General features: G+C 65.7%; 18 protein-coding genes. 15 read left to right on the top strand and 3 right to left on the bottom strand.

Annotation, left to right across the window (positions count from 1 at the left end):
- The first annotated feature begins 138 nt into the window (after positions 1 to 138).
- Positions 139 to 663: a hypothetical protein gene (locus tag H7692_RS08610; RefSeq protein ID WP_201928667.1), complete on the top strand. Its 525-nt coding sequence runs from the start codon at positions 139 to 141 to the stop codon at positions 661 to 663.
- Between the two features lie 46 nt (positions 664 to 709).
- Here the strand turns inward: H7692_RS08610 and ppc are convergent, their stop codons facing one another.
- Both ppc and H7692_RS08600 read right to left on the bottom strand, forming a co-directional pair.
- A complete protein-coding gene (ppc, locus tag H7692_RS08605; protein WP_222136470.1) occupies positions 710 to 3388 on the bottom strand; it encodes a phosphoenolpyruvate carboxylase in 2679 nt (892 codons plus the stop codon).
- Between the two features lie 143 nt (positions 3389 to 3531).
- A complete protein-coding gene (locus H7692_RS08600; protein ID WP_201928669.1) occupies positions 3532 to 4098 on the bottom strand; it encodes an HNH endonuclease in 567 nt (188 codons plus the stop codon).
- Between the two features lie 170 nt (positions 4099 to 4268).
- On the opposite strand from H7692_RS08600, the gene gluQRS reads away from it, so the two are divergent.
- From gluQRS to H7692_RS08565, 7 genes are all read left to right on the top strand, one after another.
- Positions 4269 to 5120 (top strand): tRNA glutamyl-Q(34) synthetase GluQRS, encoded by an 852-nt coding sequence (gluQRS, locus tag H7692_RS08595; protein WP_227340060.1) that lies wholly within the window; start codon positions 4269 to 4271, stop codon positions 5118 to 5120.
- A gap of 9 nt (positions 5121 to 5129) precedes the next feature.
- Positions 5130 to 5354, top strand: a complete 225-nt coding sequence (locus tag H7692_RS08590; RefSeq protein ID WP_201928671.1) for an HIG1 domain-containing protein — start codon at positions 5130 to 5132, stop codon at positions 5352 to 5354.
- 13 nt (positions 5355 to 5367) lie between these two features.
- A complete protein-coding gene (locus H7692_RS08585) occupies positions 5368 to 5949 on the top strand; it encodes a cob(I)yrinic acid a,c-diamide adenosyltransferase (RefSeq protein WP_227340059.1) in 582 nt (193 codons plus the stop codon).
- 93 nt (positions 5950 to 6042) lie between these two features.
- Positions 6043 to 7311 (top strand): ergothioneine biosynthesis protein EgtB, encoded by a 1269-nt coding sequence (egtB, locus tag H7692_RS08580; RefSeq protein ID WP_227340058.1) that lies wholly within the window; start codon positions 6043 to 6045, stop codon positions 7309 to 7311.
- A 1-nt stretch (position 7312) separates the two neighbouring features.
- Complete coding sequence (egtD, locus tag H7692_RS08575; protein WP_227340057.1) at positions 7313 to 8299, top strand: L-histidine N(alpha)-methyltransferase; 987 nt, start codon at positions 7313 to 7315, stop codon at positions 8297 to 8299.
- A gap of 93 nt (positions 8300 to 8392) precedes the next feature.
- The gene (locus tag H7692_RS08570; protein WP_222136460.1) at positions 8393 to 9259 is read left to right on the top strand and encodes a 3-hydroxyacyl-CoA dehydrogenase NAD-binding domain-containing protein; all 867 of its coding nucleotides are present in this window, start codon (positions 8393 to 8395) and stop codon (positions 9257 to 9259) included.
- Positions 9260 to 9323: 64 nt separating this feature from the next.
- A complete protein-coding gene (locus H7692_RS08565) occupies positions 9324 to 9812 on the top strand; it encodes a hypothetical protein (protein WP_222136458.1) in 489 nt (162 codons plus the stop codon).
- A gap of 23 nt (positions 9813 to 9835) precedes the next feature.
- Here the strand turns inward: H7692_RS08565 and H7692_RS08560 are convergent, their stop codons facing one another.
- On the bottom strand, positions 9836 to 11077 hold the full coding sequence (locus H7692_RS08560; protein WP_201928677.1) for a NupC/NupG family nucleoside CNT transporter: 1242 nt from the start codon (positions 11075 to 11077) through the stop codon (positions 9836 to 9838).
- A gap of 158 nt (positions 11078 to 11235) precedes the next feature.
- Here H7692_RS08560 and H7692_RS08555 point away from each other — a divergent pair, with 158 nt between their 5' ends.
- The 7 genes from H7692_RS08555 to H7692_RS08525 are packed head-to-tail and all read left to right on the top strand — an operon-like array spanning position 11236 to position 17343.
- Positions 11236 to 13161 carry an alpha/beta hydrolase family protein gene (locus H7692_RS08555; protein WP_222136456.1) on the top strand — a complete coding sequence of 642 codons (1926 nt, stop codon included), beginning with the start codon at positions 11236 to 11238 and terminating at the stop codon, positions 13159 to 13161.
- Positions 13162 to 13204: 43 nt separating this feature from the next.
- On the top strand, positions 13205 to 13882 hold the full coding sequence (locus H7692_RS08550) for a queuosine precursor transporter (protein ID WP_201928679.1): 678 nt from the start codon (positions 13205 to 13207) through the stop codon (positions 13880 to 13882).
- On the top strand, positions 13879 to 14787 hold the full coding sequence (gene argB / locus H7692_RS08545; RefSeq protein WP_201928680.1) for an acetylglutamate kinase: 909 nt from the start codon (positions 13879 to 13881) through the stop codon (positions 14785 to 14787). The genes H7692_RS08550 and argB overlap by 4 nt, the downstream gene beginning before the upstream one ends.
- Positions 14788 to 14832: 45 nt before the next feature.
- Positions 14833 to 15132, top strand: coding sequence for a YggT family protein (locus H7692_RS08540; RefSeq protein ID WP_201928681.1), 300 nt, complete (start codon positions 14833 to 14835; stop codon positions 15130 to 15132).
- 2 nt (positions 15133 to 15134) lie between these two features.
- The gene (gene folD / locus H7692_RS08535; RefSeq protein ID WP_222136454.1) at positions 15135 to 16046 is read left to right on the top strand and encodes a bifunctional methylenetetrahydrofolate dehydrogenase/methenyltetrahydrofolate cyclohydrolase FolD; all 912 of its coding nucleotides are present in this window, start codon (positions 15135 to 15137) and stop codon (positions 16044 to 16046) included.
- A complete protein-coding gene (locus tag H7692_RS08530; RefSeq protein ID WP_222136452.1) occupies positions 16046 to 16717 on the top strand; it encodes a hypothetical protein in 672 nt (223 codons plus the stop codon). Before folD ends, H7692_RS08530 begins: the two co-directional genes overlap by 1 nt.
- Positions 16714 to 17343 carry a MarC family protein gene (locus H7692_RS08525; protein ID WP_201928684.1) on the top strand — a complete coding sequence of 210 codons (630 nt, stop codon included), beginning with the start codon at positions 16714 to 16716 and terminating at the stop codon, positions 17341 to 17343. The genes H7692_RS08530 and H7692_RS08525 overlap by 4 nt, the downstream gene beginning before the upstream one ends.
- Positions 17344 to 17345: the final 2 nt, after the last annotated feature.

The following is a 17345-nucleotide window of genomic DNA, read 5'->3' as shown; positions in this document are numbered from 1 at the left end:
TCCAGCCAACCGATTGTCGCGCTGCCCGCTGTAGATTGCTTCACCCGGCGTTGCCGGGTTCGCAATGACGGTGTGCGGCGCAATTGACTCCCTCGCTCCTTGGTGTATTATTTAACTAACTCACCAAGGAGACCCGTCATGCGTTTCGCCTATCTGATTGTCCCGACGCTCCTCCTCGCCGCGTGCGGGCAGGAGGAGAAATCCGAAGCAAAGGGCGACATCCCCGACGTCTCTATCAACGCGGGCGGCGATGGCGGCAATGTCGAGATCACCTCGGGCAAGGACGGCGGCAAGGTTCGCATCGGCGGCGACAAGGTTGCGATCAACATCGATATACCCGATTTCGTCGACCTCGATGTCGAGGGCGATTTCGATATCGACGGCGTTTCGCTCTACCCCGACAGCAAGGTGACCAAGGTCGACGTCAACGCCCGCGACCGGAAGGACGGTGCAAAGGCGACGGTGACGCTCGGCTTCACCTCGCCGGCGACGCCTGCGGTCGCGGCCGACTGGATGGCCGCCGAATTCGCCAAAAAGGGCAAGACCGTGACGCGCAGCGGCAACAGCCTGTCGGGCACCGACGAGGATGGCGACGCCTTCACCATCGACTTCCGCCCCGACGGCGCGGCGTCAAAGGGCGAGGTGCGGATCATCTCGAAATAGCCGGAGCGCCCACACACCTTCGCCGGGATGACGGAAGAGGAATTCTCTACCCGCTGTTCCGCAGCGCCGTCGCGATCGCGTTGATCGTCAGCTGGATGCCCTCGGCGATGCGCGGGTCGGTTTCGCCCGCGCGGTGACGCTTCATCAGCTCGATCTGCAAAAGGTTGAGCGGTTCGATATAGGGAAGTCGTAGCCGGATCGACGCTTCGAGCGCCGGGTTCTTTTCGAGCAGCCGCGACTGGCCGGTGATCTTGAGCAGCCCGTCGTGCGCGCGGTGCCAGCCGTCGCGGATGCGCGCGAAGATCGCATCATGTCCGTCGACCTCGCCCGCGAGCTCGGCATAGCGCGCCGCGATACCCATGTCGGACTTGGCGAGCACCATCTCCATGTTTCCGAGCAGCGCGGCAAAGAAGGGCGAGCTTTGCGCCATGTCGGCAAGCAGCGCCTGATCGTCGAACGCCGCGAACGCCTCGCCCGTGCCGTACCAGCCGGGCAGCATCGTGCGCGCCTGCGCCCAGCTGAACACCCAGGGGATAGCGCGCAGATCCTCGATTGCCGTGCTCTTCTTGCGGCTCGACGGGCGCGATCCGATCTTGAGCGTCGCGATCTCGGCGATCGGCGTCATCGCGCGGAAGAAATCCTTGAACGCCGGGGTGCCATAAACAAGGTCGCGATAGGCGGCAAAGGCGGTGTCCGACAAAGCGTCCATCGCGGCCGTAAAGGTCTCGCTCGCATCGCCGCCAAGACTCTCGGGCTCGAGGCTCGCGAGCAGGCTCGCCGACACCATCGCCTCCAGGTTTGTCGCGGCGCTGTCGACGGTGCCATATTTGGCGGCGATAACCTCGCCCTGTTCGGTGATGCGGATGCGTCCCTGCACCGTGCCCGCGGGCTGCGCGCGGATCGCGGCAAAGGCGCTGCCGCCGCCGCGCCCGACCGCGCCGCCGCGGCCGTGGAAAAGCTGCATCGCGGTGTCGGCTTCCTCGAACACCGGGGTCAGCGCCTGCGACGCCTGATGCAGCCCCCAGGTCGAGGTGAAATAGCCGCCGTCCTTGTTCGAATCGGAATAGCCGATCATCACTTCCTGATGCCCGCGCACCCCGACCTGCGGGCCGACCTCGGGCATCGCGAAATAGCGGCGCATGATGTCGGGCGCGCGGCTCAAATCGTCGATCGTCTCGAACAAGGGCACGACCATCAGGTTGCCCGCGCCGGCGTCGGTGCCGCTCCGCCACAGCCCGCCTTCGCGTGCGAGGACATGCACCTCGAGCAGGTCGGACAGATCCTGCGCCATCGAGATGATCCACTGGCAGATCGCATCCTGGCCCAGCCGCGCGCGTACTTCGGCGGCGGCGTGGACGATCGCGAGTTCGCCCGCGGTCTCCTCGCTCCATTCGTGCCATTGCGCGGCGAGCGGCCGGTCGCTCTGCAGCTCGGCGGTGAGCAGCGCGACGCGCGCCGCTTCGTCCAGCGCCAGATAATCGTCGCACACCCCCGCGACCTTGAGCAGTTCGGCGAGCACGCGTTCGTGGACCGCGCTGTTCTGCCGCATGTCGAGCGTCGCGAGGTGGAATCCGAAGACCTCGACCGCACGGATAAGCCGCCCGAGTGCGCCGATGCCGCCGAGCTGGCCTTCGCCGCTCGCCGACAGGCCGTTCGCGATGGTGACGAGGTCGCGGCGGAAATCGCCCGGCGCGGCATAGGCATCGCCCGCGAGCGCCGACGGCCGCGGCGGCGCCTTGCCGACGATCGCGGAATAGGTCGCGCACAGCCGCGCGTAGATGCCCGAAATCGCACGCCGATAGGGCTCGTCGCTGCGGCTCGGCGCAGTGTCGCCGCTCGCTTCGGCGAGCGCGATCACCGCGTCGGGGACGGGCGCGAGGCTCGCCGATACCGACAGCTCGGCGCCGAGCGCGTGGACCGCGTCGATATAATGGCCGATCACCGCTGCGGCATTGCGGCTCGTCGCGAGCTTCAGTGTCTCGGCGGTGACAAAGGGATTGCCGTCGCGGTCGCCGCCGATCCAGCTTCCGACGCGCAGGAAGCTCGCGGGGCGCTGCCCCAGCTCCTTTTCCCAGCGCGCATAAAGCTTCGGCACGACCGGCAGGAAGACGTCGCGCAAATAGGTCAGCGCATTGTCGATCTCGTCGGCGACGAACAATTTTTCGGTGCGCAGCGGGCGCGTCTGCCACAACAGCACGACCTGCCGCCGGATCGCATCCTCGATCACATCGCCTTCGGGCGTCTCGTCGGCGCCTGCGTCGCGCATCCGCATCAGCTCGGCAATACGGTTCTTGTGGTCGAGCATCGACTTGCGGCGCACCTCGGTCGGATGCGCGGTGAGCACCGGCGCGATCAACCCGGCGCCGAGCAGCGCGGCGACCGCTTCGCTGTCGATCCCGTCGGCCTTCAGCTTGTCGAGCGCGGCGGCGACGGTCGCCTCGGGCTCGGCAGCGACGCCCTGCCGGTCCTCGGCAAGATTGGCGAGCATCGAAAAAAGCATGAAGCCGCGGACGAAAGCGATGGTGTCGTCGAGGCTGAGTGCATCGAGCCCCGGGTCGATCGCCTCGGCCCCCGCGATGCCGCGATGCCGGTCGACGCTCGACGAACGGATATATTCGGTCTGACGGAACAGCTTGTCGCCGCCATAGGCGCGAATGACGTCGCCGAGGATTCGCCCGAGATAACGAATGTCGGGATTCTGCGAAATCTGGATAGGTGGGCCCATAATGCGTCTTTGCTGCACCTGCGAAGGCACAGGGTCAAGCGGCGCATAGCTATGCGCGCAGCTTTTGTGCGCGCCTGGCGGCTTTCTCACGGCCTCGATTATGCGCCGGCATCGCGCTTTGGTCCATTATATCGCGCGGCCTGCTACCCCTCCAGTTCGACATCCCAATAGAGCCAGTCGATCCAGCTTTCGTGGAGGTAACCCGGCGGAAAGGCGCGGCCATTGTCCTGCAGCTGCCAGCTCGTCGGGCGCCACGGCTGGCGATAGATCGGCATATGCGCCTGCGCCGGGGTGCGCCCGCCTTTCTTGAGGTTGCACGGCGCGCAGGCGGTGGTGACATTTTCCCACGTCGTGCGGCCGCCGAGGCGGCGCGGGACGACATGGTCGAAGGTCAGGTCCCTGCCCGACCCGCAATATTGGCACGCGAAACGGTCGCGCAGGAACAGGTTGAAGCGCGTGAACGCCGGATGCTGCGACGGCTTCACATATTGGCGCAGCGCGATCACGCTGGGGATCGGCATCGTGCGCGTCGGCGAATGGATTTCGCGCTCGTAATTTTCGACGATGGTGACGCGGTCGAGGAAAACCGCCTTGACCGCCGTCTGCCACGGCCACAGGCTCAAGGGATAATAGCTGAGCGGCGTATAGTCGGCGTTGAGAACGAGGGCCGGACAGGAATCGGGATGCCGGGCGAGATCGGGATGGAACATGGCTTTTGGACGCTGCCCCCTATGCTGCGCGGGATGGCGCGCCACTGCCGTTCCCGAGTGACAGCATCATTACATGACGTATCTGACTCGCGCGTCAAGGGGGCATCTGCCTCAACATATGGAATGATTGTGGCGTTGATGCCACAGTATCTGGAGTCGGGCGGCGACTCATGCTGACGCGTTTCGCGCCCAGCCCGACCGGTGAGCTGCATTTGGGCCACGCCTATAGCGCGCTGATCGCGCATGATGCGGCGCGCCGTGCGGGCGGGATTTTCCGCCTCCGCATCGATGACATCGACGGCGCGCGCTCGCGCGAGGAATATGTCGAGGCGGGGCTGCGCGACCTCGCCTGGCTCGGGATCGACTGGGACGGGGCGCCGCTGCGCCAATCGGCGCAGCTCGGCGATTATGCCGCGGCGCTCGACGATTTGCGCGCGCGCCGGCTCGTTTACCCCTGTTTCTGCACGCGCGCCGACATCGCCGCGAGCGTCGCGGCGCCGCATGGCCCCGCCGGGGCTGTCTATCCCGGCACCTGCCGGATGCTCGGCGCGCACGCGCGCGAACTGCGCCTCGCCGACGAGCCGCATTGCTGGCGGCTCGACATGGCGCATGCCGCAGCGGTCGCGGGCGACCTTGCTTGGGAAGAGGAGGGGCAGGGGATGCGCCGCGCCGATCCGTGCGCGCACGGCGATATCGTCCTCGCGCGCAAGGACGCGCCCGCGAGCTATCACCTCGCGAGCACGCTCGACGATGCCGCAATGGGCGTCACGCATGTCGTCCGCGGCGCCGACCTTGTCGCCTCGACCGACGTCCACCGGCTGCTCCAGGCGCTGTTCGGGCTTCCGACGCCTGTCTATCGTCACCATGGCTTGATTATCGGTCCCGACGGCAAAAGGCTCGCCAAGCGCGACGCGGCGGCATCGCTCGCATCGCTGCGCGACGGCGGCGCCGACGGCATCGCGCTCGCCGCCGATATTCTCGCCGCACGGCTTCCCACTGGATATTCGCTGCAAATGCCCTAGATAGGGGGCATGCAAATCCTGCTCGTCCTCGCGGTCGTTGTCGCGGCCGGCCTCGTCCTCTTCGCGCTCGCGCGCGGACTCTTCCATTTCGCACAGGGGCATCGCGCCGCGATGGACGGCACCGTCCACGAAAATCAGGTCGCGCAAAATCGCATGATGATGGCGCGCGTCAAATGGCAGGCGATCACGATCATCCTGCTCGTCATCATCGGCGTTACAGCCGCGAGCAGCTGAGCCAAGCGACCGCGTGGTCAAGCTCAACAAGATATACACGCGCACCGGCGACGACGGGACGACCGGGCTCGCCGACGGGTCGCGCATCGCCAAATCGGCGGCGTTGATGGCGGCAATCGGCGACGTCGACGAAGCGAACAGCCTGATCGGCCTTGCCGCCGCCGCGCTGACGTCCGACGGCGGGCATCACGCGAAGCTGGTGCGTATCCAGAACGAGATGTTCGACCTCGGCGCCGATCTTGCAACGCCGCCCGATCCCGTGCTGGGCTTCGGTCCGCACGACATGGCGCTGCGGATCGTCGACAGCCAGATCGCGCGGCTCGAAGAGGAGATCGACGCGATGAACGGCGCGCTCGAACCGCTCAAAAGCTTTATCCTGCCGGGCGGAAGCGAGGCTGCGGCGCGGCTGCATGTCGCGCGCGCGGCCGCCCGGCGTGCCGAACGCGCCGCGGTCGCCGCTGCCGAAAGTCGCACGCTCAACCCGGCTGCGCTCACCTATCTCAACCGCCTGTCCGACCATCTTTTCGTGATGGCGCGGCACGTCAACGCCGCAGGAAGCGGCGACATTTTGTGGAAGCCCGGCGCGACGCGCTAAATGTTCTTTGTTTGTTCTAGACATCGGAATGCCGTGTAACCATAGTCGGGCCGCGTAACGAAACCGAATCGCTCCTCGGGGGATTATTCGACCATGGCCAGCAAGACCGATGCAAAGTCCCGAACAGCGCTCGAATACGGGGCGTTGGCGCGGCGGCTTGCCACGACGCGGCGGCTGTCGCTCAACCTCGTGGCGCCCTTGTCCGACGCCGATGCGAGCGCGCAGTCGATGGACGACGCCTCGCCCGCCAAATGGCACCTCGCGCACACGACATGGTTTTTCGAAACCTTTGTCCTTCGCGATCATGTCGCGGGCTATCGCCTCTTCGACGAGCGCTTTCCCTATCTCTTCAACAGCTATTATGAGGCCGAGGGGCCGCGCCACGCGCGCCCGCACCGCGGGCTTTTGACGCGCCCGTCGCTCGACGCGGTGCGCGAATGGCGCGCGCATGTCGATGCGGCGCTGGGCCGCGCGCTTCCGGGCCTGTCACCCGCGGCGCTCGCGCTCGTCGAGCTCGGTATCCACCACGAACAGCAGCATCAGGAATTGCTGCTCGCCGACATCAAGCATCTCTTCGCGCAAAATCCGCTCGGTCCGGCGATGGGGGAAACGCCGATTGCGTGTGAAGTTACGCAGTTTTCCGCCATGAAATGGATCGAGGGCGAGGCAGGCGTCATCTCCCTCGGCCATGGCGGCGACGGCTTTGCCTTCGACTGCGAAGGCCCGCGCCACGAGGCGCTTCTGACGCCGCACGCGCTCGCGAGCCGCCCCGTGACCAACGGCGAGTGGCAGCAGTTCATCGACGACGGCGGCTATGAAACGCCGTCGCTCTGGCTCAGCGACGGCTGGGCGTGGGTGCAGTCCGAAGCGGTCGATGCCCCCGCCTATTGGCGCGACGGCCAGTATTTCACGCTGTCGGGCTGGCGCGACATCGATCCCGCGGCGCCGGCGACGCATATCAGCTTTTTCGAGGCCGATGCCTTCGCAAGCTGGGCGGGCGCGCGGCTGCCGACCGAATTTGAATGGGAAGCCGCGGCGGCGGCACTCGACCCGCTGGACGGTGACCAACTCGACGACGCCGCGCCAGTGCAACCGGCTGCGGCTGCGGGCGACACCGGGCTGCAACAAATGTTCGGCAGCGTGTGGGAATGGACGGGCAGCGCCTATCGCCCCTTTCCGGGCTTTCGCGCCGCGCCGGGCGCGGTCGGCGAATATAATGGCAAGTTCATGAGCGGCCAGTTCGTGCTCCGCGGCGGCAGCTGCGCGACCCCGCGCGGCCATATGCGCGCGACCTATCGCAACTTCTTCTACCCTCACCAGCGCTGGCAGTTCACCGGCCTGCGGCTCGCAAAGGATCTGTGACATGGGCGTCGTGCGCAATCTCCGCCAGGTATCGGCCGACGATGCAGGGGTCGACGTCGCCTTTCGCGCCGACGTGCATGCGGGCCTGTCGCAACGGCCAAAGGCGATCCCCGCGCGCTGGTTCTACGACACCACCGGCTCGGCGCTGTTCGAGGATATCACCGCGCTTCCCGAATATTATCCGACGCGCAGCGAGACCGAATTGCTGCGCCGCCACGCGGCCGAACTTGCCGAGGCGATCGGTGCGGGGCGTGCCGTCGTCGAACTCGGCTCGGGCAGCTCGACCAAGACGCCGCTGCTGCTCGAAGCCATTGCGCCCTCGGCCTATGTTCCCGTCGACATTTCGGGCGATTTCCTGCGCGACAGCGCGGCCGGGCTCGCGTCCCGCTTCCCCGGTCTCCCCGTCTATGCGGTCGAGGCCGATTTCACCCAGCGCGTCGAACTGCCGCGCGAGATTTGTCCGCTGCCCAAGCTCGGCTTCTTTCCCGGCAGCACGATCGGCAATATGGTCGCGCGCACCGCGGTCGACCTGCTGCGCAACTGGCGCGCTACGCTTGGCGACGGCGCGCTGATGCTGATCGGGGTCGACCGCATCAAGGATGTCGCATTGCTCGAACGCGCCTATGACGACCCGGCCGGGGTCACCGCGGCGTTCAACCTCAATCTGCTCGAACGCATCAACCGCGAGCTGGGCGGCGACATCCCGGTCGAGAATTTCTCGCACCGCGCGGTCTGGAATGACGTCCATGCGCGGATCGAAATGCACCTTGTCGCCGATTGCGACGTCGAATTCGGCGTCGACGGGCGCCGCTATGCGATGGCGAAGGACGAAACGATTCACAGCGAGAACAGCCACAAATACGGTCCGCGCGACGCCAGCCTGCTGCTCCGCGCGGGCGGCTGGACGCCGCTTGCGAGCTGGGACGATGTCGATCCCGCCTTCGCGCTGATCCTTGCCGAGGCGACCGAGTTCCGTTCGGCCCCTTGACGAGGGCGAACGATCACCTAGGGCAGCCTTTCGTTTCGTCATCGCGGCCTGCGCCGGGATGACGTGGATGGGCATATATTTCCGGAGGGCAAAATGATCGTCGGCGTCATCGGTGCGGGGCAAATGGGCGCGGGGATTGCGCAGGTATCGGCGGGCGCCGGACATGACGTGCTGCTCTCCGACATCGACCTTGCGCGCGCCGAAGCGGGCAAGGCGGGGATCGCCAAGGCGCTGGACCGCCTCGTCGCAAAGGAAAAAATGACCGGGGCGGCCGCCGAGGCGCTGCTCGCGCGCATCACGCCGGTGGCCGACCATGCCGCCTTTGCCCCTGCCGGCCTCGTCATCGAGGCGGCGACCGAGCGCGAGGAAGTCAAGCGCGCGATCTTTGCGAGTGTCGGGCAGCATCTGTCGGACAGCGCGATACTCGCCTCGAACACCAGCTCGATTCCCATCACCCGCCTCGCGCAGGCAGCGCCCCATGCGGCGCGCTTCATCGGGGTGCATTTCTTCAACCCCGTCCCGGTGATGGGGCTCATCGAGCTGATCCGCGGCCTCGCGACGAGCGACGAAACGCTCGCCGCGGTCGAGGCGTTCGGGCGCGGGCTCGGCAAGGAGATCGTCCATGCGAACGACGCGCCGGGCTTCATCGTCAACCGCGTGCTGATGCCGATGATCAACGAAGCGGTATTCGCGCTGGGTGAAGGCGTCGCGACGATGCAGGATATCGACACCGGCTGCCGCCTCGGTCTCAATCATCCGATGGGGCCGCTGACGCTTGCCGACTTCATCGGGCTCGACACCTGCCTCGAAATCATCCGGGTTCTGCACAGCGGCACCGGCGACCCCAAATTCCGCCCCGCGCCGCTGCTTGTCCAATATGTCGAGGCGGGCTGGGTCGGCCGAAAGGCCGGGCGCGGCTTTTACGACTGGACCGGCGAGGCGCCCGTTCCGACGCGGTGACGCGCCACCCTTGTATCGCGGACTGTGAGGCGTAAGATCATATCTCCAGCCACGGAGACCGGCCATGCGCATCTTGATTGCCTTCAGCGGTTGCATCGCAGCGTTTGCGCTGGCCCTTCCGGCCGCCGCGCAACAAGGCGCACCCGAAGACCCGGTTATCAAGGACACCGCCAATTCGGTGACCGAGCCCTTCGACGGCAAGGAAGTGCCGCCCAAGCTGCTCGCCATTCAGGACGATCCCTATTCGCTCGACGGGCTGGCGCGTTGTTCGGCGATCATTCGCGAGATCGAGGAACTCGACGCCGTCCTCGGTCCTGACGTCAACGCCCAGGTCGAAAAAAGCCGCGCGAAAAAGCGCGAGCAAACGGCGGGCCGTGTCGCGGGCACGGTGGCGGGTTCGTTCATTCCCTTCGGCGGCCTGATTGGCGAGATCACCGGTGCCAATGCCGAGCGCAAGCGCTATGCCGTCGCAGTCTATGCCGGGACGGTTCGGCGCGGTTTCCTGAAAGGGGTGGGGCTCGAACGCCGGTGCAAGGCGCCCGCTCGCCCCTAGTGTCCTGACCCTGGGGCCCGACCCTAGACAAGCCCCAGCATCAATCCCGCGAGCGCAGCCGACATCAGGTTCGACATGCTGCCCGCCAGCAGCGCCTTCAGCCCCAGCTTCGCGATCATCGGCCGCTGGTTCGGTGCGAGGCCCCCGGTCACGGCCATCTGGATCGCGATCGAGCTGAAGTTGGCGAAGCCGCACAGCGCGAAGGTCGCGATAGCAATTCCCGCGGGCGAAAGTCCCTGCTGGACCTGCCCCAGGTCGATGAAGGCGACAAATTCGTTGAGCACCACCTTGGTCCCGAAAAGCCCGCCGACAATTGCGCTTTCTTCCCACGGCACGCCCATCAGCCACATGACGGGGCGGAAGATCGCCCCGATCACGGCCTGGAACGACAGGTCGGGATAGCCGAACCAACTGCCGACCCCCGCGAGCAGACCGTTGGCGAGCGCGACGAGCGCGACGAAGGCGAGCACCATCGCGCCGACCGCCACCGCCAGCTTGACGCCGGTCTGCGCGCCTTGCGCCGCGGCCATGATGATGTTCGCGGGTTTTTCCTCGTCATGGCTTGCCTCGGGCATGATCACGGGCTCGACGCCGAGGTCCTTGGGATCGTCGGGCATCATGATCTTGGCCATCAGGATGCCGCCCGGCGCCGACATGAAACTCGCGGCGAGCAGATAGGGCAGCAGGTGCGCGCCGATCATGCTGGCATAGGCGCCCAGGATCGTCCCCGCGACGCCCGCCATGCCGACGCTCATGATCGTGAAAAGCTGCGAGGGCGTGAGGCCGGCGAGATAGGGGCGGATGACGAGCGGGCTTTCGGACTGGCCGACAAAGATATTCGCCGCCGCGCCCAGGCTTTCGACCTTGGTGATCCCCGTAATCTTCTGGATCGCGCCGCCGACCCATTTGATCACCAGCTGCATGATGCCGAGATAATAGAGGATAGAGATGAGCGAGGCGAAGAAGATGATCACCGGCAGCGCCGCGATCGCAAAGCTGTTCGCGCCCATTTCGGGCGAAGCGAGCGGCCCGAAGATGAAATCGGTGCCCGCCTTGGCATAGCCGAGCAGGTTGGTTACGCCGTTCGACATCGCCTGGATGACATTGCGCCCCCATGGCGTTCCGAGGACGAGCAGCGCGAATCCGGCTTGTAACAGAAAGGCGGGAACGACGACGCGCAGGCGGATCCAGCGCCGGTTCGACGAAAAAGCCACGGCGATCGCGAGCAATGCGACGATGCCGAGCAAACCGATCAGGCGTTCCATATTTTCGTGCGTCCCCCGCAAAGATAATGCGCCTGTCTAAACGTGTTTGGCGACGGAGCAAGAGGGCTAGGCAAGACAAATATTCTATGGAAAGTCGGCGCTTTGGGGGTGCCATGCTGCGTTTGTTGATTGCGCTGTCGTTATTGGCTGGTCCGGCCTTGGCGTCGGCTCATGATGCCGAAAATGATTCCACTGCGACCGCGACACCGGCGGCGCGGTCCGATGCCGGTCCATTACCGGTCGCTGCGTTCGCGCGACTGCCCTTTGTCGAAAAGGCTACGCTTTCGCCGGACGGCACGCATTTGGCGGGATTGTTCGCTGTCGGGGGCGAGCAGCGCATCGTCATCGTTCCGCTCTCCGACGACATCAGCAAGAATGTGACGGTCCAGGTCCCCGACCAGACCGAGATCGGCTGGCTGCAATGGGTCGGCAACGACGACATCATCCTGTCGACCTACGCGTTGCGTCCCGTCGAGGGGGAGAATTGGTATATTTCGCGGCTCGTCGGCCTTGGCCGCAAGACCGGGAAACTGACGAAGCTTCTTTGGGAGCTGAACGGACAGAATGGCGCCGACGTGCTTTGGGTGCCGTCGGACGGCAGCACGGAGATTCTGGCTGCCGGCCAGAACTCGGTTTATAGCAATACACCCGATTTCTGGCCGACCGTCTATCGCGTCGACGTCGCGACGGGCAAGAAGCGCGTCGTCGAGCGCGGGCGCTCGAGCGTGGTCCACTGGGGCGCGGACAATTTCGGCAATGTCCGTTACGGGATCAATTATCACGACGATTCGACCAAGACGGCGCTGCTCTACCGCGCGGGCGGCGAAGGCGGGTTCAAGGCGATCGAGCGCGCCCGGCTTCGCGATGACGAGGGGTTGACGATCCCTTATTTCTTTGGCCCGCGCAGCGATCGCGGCCATGTCATCAGAGAGGCGGAAAATGGCCGCGCGGCGCTGATCGAGGTCGATCTGGCGACGGGTGCCGATATCCGGACTGTCTATGCTGCGGCCGACGCCAATGTCGAAGGCGTGGTCTTGTCGCCCGACAGGATGAGGCTGCTTGGCGTTCGCACCAGTGACCGCGACCGGCCGACGCACTGGATCGACGAGGAGATGGCGAGCCATCAGGCGTGGTTAGAGGCGGCTTCGCCCGCGTCGAAGGTGCGGATTATCAGCTACAGCTTCGACCTCAAGAAAATGCTGGTGCATTTCGGAACAGCCGACAATCCGGGGCTGCTGTTTCTGTACGACGCCGCGGCAAGACAATTGACGCCGCTTGCCGAAGTCAATGAAGCGATCGGGACCAAGCGTCTGTCGCGGTCGAAAATGATACGTTACCGGGCACGCGACGGGCTGGAAATCGAGGCGGTATTGACGCTTCCCCGCCGCCGCGAGGCAGCAGACCTGCCGTTCATCGTCATGCCGCACGGTGGCCCGTGGGCCCATGACGAACTCGCTTATGATTATTGGGTGCAGTTCCTTGCCGAGCGTGGCTATGGCGTCCTGCAGCCCAATTTTCGTGGTTCGACCGGCTACGGTACGGCTTTTGAGCTGGCGGGGCAGGGGCAGATGGGCTTTGCGATGCAGGACGACATCAGCGACGGGGTGCGCTGGGCCGTCAAGGAAGGGCTCGCGGACGCCAGGCGCGTGTGCATCGTCGGCGCATCCTATGGCGGCTATGCGGCGATGTGGGGAATCGCCAAGGATCCCGACCAGTATCGCTGCGCCATCTCGATCGCCGGGGTCGCCAATCTGCGGCGCGAGGTCAATGATTTCGGCGGACATATGCGCGAACGCCTCTATCGCAGCCAGTGGCAGAAGATGACGCCCGATTTTGCCGCGGTGTCGCCGATCAACGCCATCGACCGGATCAAGACGCCGCTTCTGCTCGTTCACGGCAAGAAAGACGTCACCGTCGACCATATCCAGTCGGAAAAAATGTACGCTGCGATGCGCCGGCAAGGCAAAGCTGTCGAGTTCGTGTCCATCCCGCTCGCGGACCATTATTTTTCGCGCGAGGCCGACCGGTCGACGCTGCTTGCCGCGATCGAAAGCTTCCTGGCGCGGCACAACCCGCCCGATTGACCCCGCATCTTTCCAGCGCTCGAAAAAGCGACTATCGGGCGGCATGACCGACACCACTTCGGCGGCGCTGCCGCGCACGCTTTCTCCTTCGCTCTTCCTGTTTGCGATCGTCTATGGCGGGATGGTCGTGCTTGCGGGCGTGCTTGGCAACAAGCAGGTCGCGCTCGGCGACTGGCTCGCGGTCGAGGCAGGAATCTTTCCCTTCCTGATGCTCGTTGCGCTGTCGAGCAGCGTGTCCGAACTCCACGGCCAGCCGACCGCGAACCGCATCGTGCTCTGGGGGTTCGTCCCGCTCATCCTGTCGATCCTGCTGACCGCGCTCGTGCTCGCGCTTCCGGCTTCCCCAGAGATGCAGCCCGAAAGGCTGGCCTCGTTCGACATGATACTCGGCCAAAGCCCGCGTCTGATGGCCGCCGGGATCGTCGCCTATGGTACGTCGCAATTCCTCAACGTCACGATCTTCTCCAAGCTTCGCGGCCGCACCGACAGTGCCGGAACCTCGACCTGGCTCGCGATCCGCGGTGCGATTGCGAGCGCGCTCAGCCAGATCGTCGACACGCTGCTGTTCGTGACGATCGCCTTTTACGGCGTCTTCCCGATCGCCAACCTGATGGGCGGACAGATGCTGGCAAAGGTCGCGCTGTCGATCACGGTGATTCCGTTCGTGATTACCGGCCTTGTCGCCCTCGGCCGCAGCCTTGACACCAGGAACCCCGGATGATGACCGTGACCGATCCTTCGAAAATGCCCGACCTGCTCGCCAAGGCCGAAACGCTCGTCGAGGCGCTGCCCTATCTGCAGCGCTACGCCGGCGAGACTTTCGTGATCAAATATGGCGGCCACGCTATGGGCGACCCCGAGGCGCAGCGCGACTTTGCCGAGGATGTCGTGCTTTTGAAGGCCGTCGGCATCAATCCCGTCGTCGTCCATGGCGGCGGGCCGCAGATCGGCGCGATGCTCAAACAGCTCGGGATCGAATCGACCTTCGTCGGCGGGCTGCGCGTTACCGACGCCCCGACCGCGGAGGTCGCCGAAATGGTGCTCGCCGGCAAGATCAACAAGGAAATCGTCGGCTGGATCGCGGGGCTCGGCGGCCGTGCGGTCGGCATTTCGGGCAAGGATGCCAACCTCGTCCTCGCTGAAAAGGTCAAGCGCACCGAGGCCGACCCCAATTCGGGGATCGAGCGCCACGTCGACCTGGGTTTTGTTGGCGAGCCTGTCGCGGTCGACCCGACGATCCTCAAGAATCTGGCGAACGACAATTTCATCCCCGTCGTCGCGCCCGTCGCGCTCGGCGCCGATGGCGCGACCTATAATATCAACGCCGACACGATGGCGGGCGCGATAGCTGGCGCCTTGGGCGCGCGGCGATTCTTCCTGCTCACCGATGTCGCGGGCGTGCTCGACAAGGGCGGCGCGCTGCTCACCGATCTCGACCGCGCGGGTGTCGATGCGCTCAAGGGCGACGGCACGATCACCGGCGGCATGATACCCAAGGTCGACACCTGCGTCGCCGCCGTCGACGCCGGGGTCGACGCCGCGGTCATCCTCGACGGGCGCATCCCGCACGCGATGCTGCTCGAAATTTTCACCGCAAGGGGTGCGGGCACGCTCATTCACCGCTAAGAAGCGGGCTATCGACCATTCGGCCGGAGACCATCCTTGTATCTCATGTTCCTCCAGATCCTGGCGATTCTGCTCAACATCCTTTGGTGGATCATCATCGTCCAGGCGGTGATGTCGTGGCTGATCGCCTTCAATGTCATCAACACCCACAATGATTTCGTCGGCCAGCTCTGGCACGTGCTCGACCGGATTACCGAGCCGCTCTATCGTCCCTTCCGGCGGATCATGCCCGATTTCGGCGGCATCGACCTGACGCCGATGGTCGTGCTGATCCTGCTCATCATCCTGCAGGGGCCGGTGATGAACTACCTCTACCAGCTTGGCATGCAGGCGGGGCTCGCCTGACGATGGCGGGTGACGTCGCGACTGCCGCGCACGTGATCGACGGCAAGGCCTTTGCCGCGGGGCTGCGCGCGCGGATCGCCGAGGCCGTCCCCGCCTTTCGCGCCGCGACCGGGCGCGTCCCGGGGCTGGCGGTCGTGCTTGTCGGCGACGATCCGGCGAGCGCGGTCTATGTCGGGTCGAAGGGCAAGGCGACGCTCGCCGCCGGCATGGCGAGCTTCGAGCATCGCCTGCCAGCCAGCGCGACGCAGGACGCGGTCGAGGCGCTGCTCGCGACGCTCAACGCCGACGATGCCGTCGACGGTATCCTGCTGCAACTGCCGCTCCCCGCTCATCTCGACGAGCAGCGCGCGGTCGCGACGATCGACCCCGACAAGGATGTCGACGGCCTGACGCCGGTGAGCGCCGGGCGGCTCGCGCTGGGGATTCCCGGCATGGTGCCCTGCACCCCCTATGGCTGCCTGCTGCTGCTCGAGGACCGGCTCGGCGACCTCTCGGGCAAGGAGGCGATCGTCGTTGGCCGCTCGATCCTCGTCGGCAAGCCGATGGCGCAGCTTCTGCTCGGCGCCAATTGCACGGTGACGATGGCGCACAGCCGGACGCGCGATCTTCCGGAACGCGTGCGCCGCGCCGACATTGTGGTCGCGGCGGTCGGGCGCGCCGAAATGGTCAAGGGCGACTGGATCAAGCCGGGCGCCGTCGTGATCGACGTCGGCATCAACCGCCTGCCGCCCGCGGCGGGCGAAGCGAAGGGACGGCTTGTCGGCGATGTCGATTATGCAGAGGTGTCGGTCGTGGCCGACGCGATCACGCCGGTCCCCGGCGGTGTCGGGCCGATGACCATCGCCTGCCTGCTCCGCAACACGCTCGTCGCCGCGCATCGCCGCGCGGGGCTTGCCGATCCGGAGGGTTTGTGATGCGTCGATGGGCTCTGGCGACGACGGCGTTCGCTCTGCTTGCGGGATGCGCGCCGCAAGGCGACCTCTACCGCCGCCCGCTTGCCGCCAATCCGAGCGGCTTCGTCGCCGCCGAACTCGCCTTTGCGCGGCTCGCGCAGGAAAAGGGGCAATGGACGGCGTTCCGCGAAACCTCGCACCCCGATGCCGCGATGTTCGTGCCGCAGCGCGTCCGGGCGCGCGACTGGCTCAAGACGCAAAAGGACCCCGCCGAGGCGGTCAAATGGCAGCCGCACGCCGTTTACGTCAGCTGCGACGGCAATGCCGCGGCGACGACGGGGGCGTGGCAGAAGGGTCCGGCGAACGGCTATTTCACGACCGTCTGGCTGCGCGATCCGAAGAGTGGCGAGACGCGCTGGGTGCTCGACCATGGCGACACGCTGGCAAGTCCGCGTCCGGCGCCCGAGTTCATCGAGACGAAGCAGGCGGTGTGCGGCTCGCGCTCCGACGCAGCGATTACGACCGCGGGCGAAGGCGCCGACATGGCGGTCGGCCTGTCGCCCGACCAGACGCTCAGCTGGACCTCGACCGTTTCCGCCGACATGGCGCGGCGCGTGACGGTGCGGCTATGGACCGGCAGCGCAATGGAAACGGTCATCGACGATAATGTGGCGGCGCCGAAGCAGCCGTGATCGACCTTTTCATCTCGGCCTTCGTCACGCTCTTCGTCGTGATCGACCCGCCGGGCTGCGCGCCCATCTATGCCAGCCTGACGAGCGGCGCGAGCGCGGCGCAGCGACGGTCGATGGCGATTCGCGCGACCTTGATCGCGGGCGCCATCCTGATCTTTTTCGCGATGTTCGGCGAGGCGCTGCTCGCCTTCCTTCACATCGACCTCGACAGTTTCCGTATCGCGGGCGGCATCATGCTGTTCATCATCGCGATCGACATGGTCTTCGAAAAGCGGACCGAACGCCGCGAGCAACGTGCCGAAAAGGTCATCGCGACGCCAGAGATCGAGGACGTCTCGGTCTTTCCGATGGCGATGCCGATGCTCGCGGGGCCGGGGTCGATTGCATCGGTGATGCTTCTCGTCGCCCAGAACAGCGGGATCGAAGCATCGATGGTGATCTTCGGCGCGCTCCTGCTCGTCCTCCTGCTGACGCTCGCTGCGCTGCTCGCTGCCGGACCGCTGATGCGGCTGATCGGCAACAAGGGCGAGGCGGTGATTACGCGGCTGCTCGGCGTCTTGCTCGCCGCGCTCGCCGCGCAATTCGTGATCGACGGGTTGAAGGCAAGTTTTCCGAGTCTGGGGTGACC

The sequence above is a fragment of the Sphingopyxis sp. P8 genome, assembly GCF_020622175.1.
Lineage (GTDB): Bacteria > Pseudomonadota > Alphaproteobacteria > Sphingomonadales > Sphingomonadaceae > Sphingopyxis > Sphingopyxis jiangsuensis.
Note: the sequence above shows the minus strand (reverse complement) of the source record. Positions and strands in the feature narration are given on the sequence as shown.

Bases quoted from the DNA above. Each gene is read 5' to 3' on its own strand.
- H7692_RS08565 (WP_222136458.1), top strand. From the start codon at position 9,324: ATGCGCATCTTGATTGCCTTCAGCGGTTGCATCGCAGCGTTTGCGCTG.
- H7692_RS08570 (WP_222136460.1), top strand. From the start codon at position 8,393: ATGATCGTCGGCGTCATCGGTGCGGGGCAAATGGGCGCGGGGATTGCG.
- argB (WP_201928680.1), top strand. From the start codon at position 13,879: ATGATGACCGTGACCGATCCTTCGAAAATGCCCGACCTGCTCGCCAAG.
- ppc (WP_222136470.1), bottom strand. From the start codon at position 3,388: ATGGGCCCACCTATCCAGATTTCGCAGAATCCCGACATTCGTTATCTC.
- H7692_RS08550 (WP_201928679.1), top strand. From the start codon at position 13,205: ATGACCGACACCACTTCGGCGGCGCTGCCGCGCACGCTTTCTCCTTCG.
- H7692_RS08540 (WP_201928681.1), top strand. From the start codon at position 14,833: ATGTTCCTCCAGATCCTGGCGATTCTGCTCAACATCCTTTGGTGGATC.
- egtB (WP_227340058.1), top strand. From the start codon at position 6,043: ATGGCCAGCAAGACCGATGCAAAGTCCCGAACAGCGCTCGAATACGGG.
- H7692_RS08610 (WP_201928667.1), top strand. From the start codon at position 139: ATGCGTTTCGCCTATCTGATTGTCCCGACGCTCCTCCTCGCCGCGTGC.
- gluQRS (WP_227340060.1), top strand. From the start codon at position 4,269: ATGCTGACGCGTTTCGCGCCCAGCCCGACCGGTGAGCTGCATTTGGGC.
- H7692_RS08530 (WP_222136452.1), top strand. From the start codon at position 16,046: ATGCGTCGATGGGCTCTGGCGACGACGGCGTTCGCTCTGCTTGCGGGA.
- folD (WP_222136454.1), top strand. From the start codon at position 15,135: ATGGCGGGTGACGTCGCGACTGCCGCGCACGTGATCGACGGCAAGGCC.
- H7692_RS08590 (WP_201928671.1), top strand. From the start codon at position 5,130: ATGCAAATCCTGCTCGTCCTCGCGGTCGTTGTCGCGGCCGGCCTCGTC.
- H7692_RS08560 (WP_201928677.1), bottom strand. From the start codon at position 11,077: ATGGAACGCCTGATCGGTTTGCTCGGCATCGTCGCATTGCTCGCGATC.
- egtD (WP_227340057.1), top strand. From the start codon at position 7,313: ATGGGCGTCGTGCGCAATCTCCGCCAGGTATCGGCCGACGATGCAGGG.
- H7692_RS08600 (WP_201928669.1), bottom strand. From the start codon at position 4,098: ATGTTCCATCCCGATCTCGCCCGGCATCCCGATTCCTGTCCGGCCCTC.